At 48.0% G+C, this 4,274-nt stretch carries 4 protein-coding genes; 1 reads left to right on the plus strand and 3 read right to left on the minus strand.

The features are described from left to right. The 3 genes from IQR33_RS34515 to IQR33_RS26570 form a co-directional block, all read right to left on the minus strand. On the minus strand, window positions 1-774 hold a 774-nt coding region (locus tag IQR33_RS34515; protein ID WP_228014166.1), incomplete at its 3' end, for an efflux RND transporter periplasmic adaptor subunit. Window positions 775-938: 164 nt separating this feature from the next. Continuing rightward, window positions 939-2,330 (minus strand): TolC family protein, encoded by a 1,392-nt coding sequence (locus IQR33_RS26565; RefSeq protein ID WP_193837208.1) that lies wholly within the window; start codon window positions 2,328-2,330, stop codon window positions 939-941. Window positions 2,331-2,465: 135 nt separating this feature from the next. After that, complete coding sequence (locus IQR33_RS26570; protein WP_033906805.1) at window positions 2,466-2,888, minus strand: hypothetical protein; 423 nt, start codon at window positions 2,886-2,888, stop codon at window positions 2,466-2,468. Between the two features lie 320 nt (window positions 2,889-3,208). Between IQR33_RS26570 and IQR33_RS26575 the strand changes: the two genes are divergently transcribed. After that, the coding region (locus IQR33_RS26575; protein ID WP_193844203.1) for an FAD-dependent oxidoreductase at window positions 3,209-4,274 on the plus strand (1,066 nt) is incomplete at its 3' end.

Raw genomic sequence — 4,274 nt, forward strand, 5'->3', positions numbered from 1 at the left:
CTCAAAGACTTCCGCATCAACCCAAACATTGTCCAAGGGACCTGCACTGATCACCGCTTGAGCAGGGGACAAATAGCCACCTTCACGCACGTTTAAGCTCGCGATAACGCCATCGGCAGGCGCTTTGATTTCAATGGTTTGCGATGCTTTACCACTACGAGTAATGGATTTGATTTGAGCACGGTCAACCCCAAGCGTTACCAAGCGTTCGGTCGCGCCTTTTACAAGACCTTTGCGCCCAGTGCGGTACGCATTCAGCAATTCTTCTTGTGCTTTAACCAGTTCTGGAGAGTAGAGCGTGAAAAGCACATCGCCTTTCTTCACTTTCTCACCCACAGCATTGATGTAGAGTTTTTCTACCCAACCCGCCACACGAACGTTGGTTTGCCATAACAGACTTTCATCAAAGGCAATATAGCCAACCGTTTCGATGCGTGGTGATAGCTGTTGTAGTGTCGCGTTTGCGGTTTTAACCCCGAGGTTGTTCTCTACTGAAGGGTCAATAGTCATTGTACCCGGTGCGTCTTGTTCACCGGATAGGTCTTCTGCGTAAACCGGAATCAAATCCATGCCCATTGGGGACTTACCCGGCTTGTCGCGTTTGTAGTTCGGATCCATTGGGGCAACCCAGTAAAGCGGAGCATTAGAGCTTGCAGCAGACTCGCCACCCATCGCACTCATGTCGTGAGTCGAGCCCGTAAGAAAATGATTAGCACCAAACCCTAAAGCACCACCAACAGTCAGCGCGATGGTTGCAATTTTAAATGTTTTCATTGTTTTACCTTATTTTCCCCTTCACATTTGACGCTACAGCGTTGTTGCCTGCTCTCGTTCACCCAAATCACATAGAGGATCCCTTAGTTTGTTAGGGAAAGTGCTCATGGGATTCTCTCGTTTGCCGCCTAGCTGTAGCCCCAACTATCTTGGGGAATCACAAATTAATATGTCGAAATAGAGCGAGCTTCCGGTGAAGCCACTTGATAGTCGAAACCACCCAGTAGGGTGGCTAAATTGCTGTTTGCGATGTTGAGATCGGTCAGCAGACGTTGTTGCTCTAATTGCAGAGCCAACTCGTCTGTGGTGGCAGAAATCACATCGTTAAACTGCGCTGTGTTGTTTTGATAACCCCGCTCAACGGCTTGAATGCGCGCTTTCGCTTGAGGCAATAAGGTGGATTGATAACGTTCTAAGCGTTGGGTTAAGTTGCCGCGATCAACCAGCAAAGTGTTCACCTTGGCATTCATCTGCGTTAGTAAGGTGTCTTTTTGCGATTGTGCCGCGCCAACTTGGTATTGAGCGGCCGCGAGATTGCGATCTTGGCGGTCACCGGTGAACAGTGGAATGTCCATGGTGAGGTAAGCGCTAACCAAATCAGAGGCGGGCTCACCCATCATGTTGTCGGCTTGGCGGTAGGCGTACATTACTTCGACGCCAAATTGCGGGTTGTAGGCTTGCTCAGTAATTTCCACCTGAGTTTTATTGGTAGAGATGCTGACGTCGGCCATCTTAACCATCGGGTGTTGGCTGAGTTGCTGATAATGCTTGGTGGAACGCTGACTGGCAGCAAGTTTGCTGTTCAGTGTGTCCCAGTTCAATTGATTGCTCGCGTGCAGAGCCTGTTCGTTTGCCAACCAATCTGACCCCAACCATTCGGAGAGTTGAGATATAAGACGACGTTGCATTTGTGCATTGGCTTGCAGTTTCTCATCCAACTTGCTGACTTGAAGTTGGGCGTTGAGCAGATCTTGCGCTTCACTCTTACCAATCGAATAGTTGGTTTGAATAAAGCTTTCCATTTCCTTCATCAACTTGCGGTTCTCAAGCATGATTTGTTCAGCGCGTTGCTGGTAACCAAGTTCTAACCAAAGTTGAGTCATGCTGTTGGCTACCTCAAGCTCACGAGCATGAACTTGAAGCCCAAGGCCGTCGGCTTGTTGATTGGCTTTCTTCTGCTGTAAATCAAGCGTAGAGCCACGCTCAAACTGTTGCATTAAACCAACGGAGATGTTGGTCATTGGATCTTCATCGAATTTGAAGCTGTCGACAGGCAAGCCACCAAAACCCACTTTCAGTTTTGGGTCCATCAAGGTTGCACTTGCGACGCCCGTTTCACGCATGGCAGCAGATTGCGCTGAGTATTGCTTACGATTGCCATCGTTACTCAAAGCGACGTTGATCAGTTGGGCAAGCTTGGTCGTTGAAGCTCGCTCGCTTGATGCGGAATTTTGCGCTGCGTGCGTCTCTTTACCTGCGGCGTTAACCAAGGTTGGCGCAGCGACCAGAGCCACCATAAAAATAGGTGCAGCTAAGCGGTATGGTTTGATATCCATAATCTAAATCCAGTGTTCGCCGGATCGATGGAGGTGCGGATTTTATTGCGGGAACAGTAAAGCCTTGTTACCTCATCTTTCAGGCGCATTAAAACAACCTGCGATACACGCGCAGGGTCGAATGCTAGGACGGATTTAGGCTATAGGAGGTCGGTATAGGTCGCGGCTGACGTGTACGACTGGGGAAGCAACTTCAGGAGTAATGGTTGCGCGATAGACGACGGGCATTGGGCTATTGACAGGATTCGGTAGGGGGACGAAAACTATCGTACACGCGGCAGTACAGCAGGTGTGAACCATGCCGGAGCCTCCACCACAGTTCATGCTGGTTTCTCTTACATCGCCATCTTCGGACATAGAAGCGTCAGTCATGGATACGTCCATCATGCCAGGCATACCGCAGTGTTCGCTGTCACTCATTATAGAAGGATGGTGAGCCATGCCAGTAGACATCATTTGAATATTCATCAACGGCTCACTGTTCGCCACACTAGATACCAATAGCACTAGCGTCGTGAAGAGAGTTAACCAGATTGTATGCAGCGATTTTAAGTGCATACCCTTTCCCATGTGTTTGATGAAAATGATGAAAACCCTTCGATTCTAAAGGTTAACCTAAGGGTAAGGTCAATCATTTATTATATTACTTTTATTATCAAAATAGTCCAACCCTTCAGTTTTCGCACTTTCGAGGGAGTAAAACGTTTGTTAAACACCGAGTGTTGAAAGTTAGCGAAAGAAGCCCTTGCTTTTTATGACACGTGAAAAATGTGGTTTATAAGTTTTACATCACACTAACTTGTCTTACAAATGATTATCCTTATAGAATGCATGGTTTTACTTGTGCAGATTTGGATTTGCTTTGCTGCGGGGGTTGCATGATAGAAATTGTCATCGATGGAAAATATAGAATTGTAGAAGAGGGTCTAACCCTTTTAGAAGCAGCAAAAGTGTGTGGGGTCGAGATCCCATCGCTGTGCGGAATGAACAAAAGTAATGAAAAAGTACCGTGTGACTTGTGTGTAGTTGAAGTCGAAAGTGGCGGTACTAAGCGTGCGTGTGAGCTCGAAGTTTACCGCGGCCTTAATGTGGTCACGCAATCAGAACAATTAAGCGAGCACCGCAGAAAAGCACTCAACCGCATCATGACGGACCATTACGCCGATTGTGAAGCGCCATGTAAAACCGCGTGTCCTGCGGGAGTGGATATCCAATCGTACCTTTATCACATCGCACAGAACGATCATCAAAAAGCGATTGAAGTGATTAAGCGTACGCTTCCTATGCCGTTATCGATTGGCCGCGTATGCCCAGCATTTTGTGAGAGCGAATGTCGCCGTTCGTTAGTCGATGAACCTATCGCAATTCGTCAGCTTAAACGTCATGCCGCGGATGCGGATTTGTCTGCGCATGAAGCCTACGTACCAGAAAAGAAACCAAGCAAAGGTTTGAACATTGCCGTCGTCGGCAGTGGTCCTGGTGGTCTAACGGCTGGCTATTACCTATCGAACGAAGGCTACGAAGTTACGGTCTTTGAATCCATGCCAAAAGTGGGCGGTTGGTTGCGTTATGGCATCCCAGAATACCGTTTGCCAAAAGACATTCTCGATAAAGAAATCGAACTGATGTGCCGTAATGGCATGCAAGTTCACACTAATCAAAAGCTGGGTGTGGATTTCACGCTTTCTCAATTGAGCGAAGAATACGATGCGGTGTGTTTAGCTGTCGGCGCGTCTCAAGCGGTTGAAATGCATTACACAGGCAGTGACCTTGAAGGTTGCTACTTAGGCGTTGATTACCTTAAAGATTACGTCACTGAGCAAAACTATGTAACGGGTCAGAAAGTCGCGGTGATCGGTGGTGGTAACACGGCAATTGACTGTGCTCGTACTGCGCGTCGTGCTGGTGCAGACACCACGTTGATTTACCGTCGTACCCGTGACG

Source organism: Vibrio sp. OPT46, from assembly GCF_015163535.1.
Classification (GTDB): Bacteria; Pseudomonadota; Gammaproteobacteria; order Enterobacterales; family Vibrionaceae; genus Vibrio; species Vibrio alginolyticus.

Bases quoted from the DNA above. Each gene is read 5' to 3' on its own strand.
- IQR33_RS26565 (WP_193837208.1), bottom strand. From the start codon at position 2,330: ATGGATATCAAACCATACCGCTTAGCTGCACCTATTTTTATGGTGGCT.
- IQR33_RS26570 (WP_033906805.1), bottom strand. From the start codon at position 2,888: ATGCACTTAAAATCGCTGCATACAATCTGGTTAACTCTCTTCACGACG.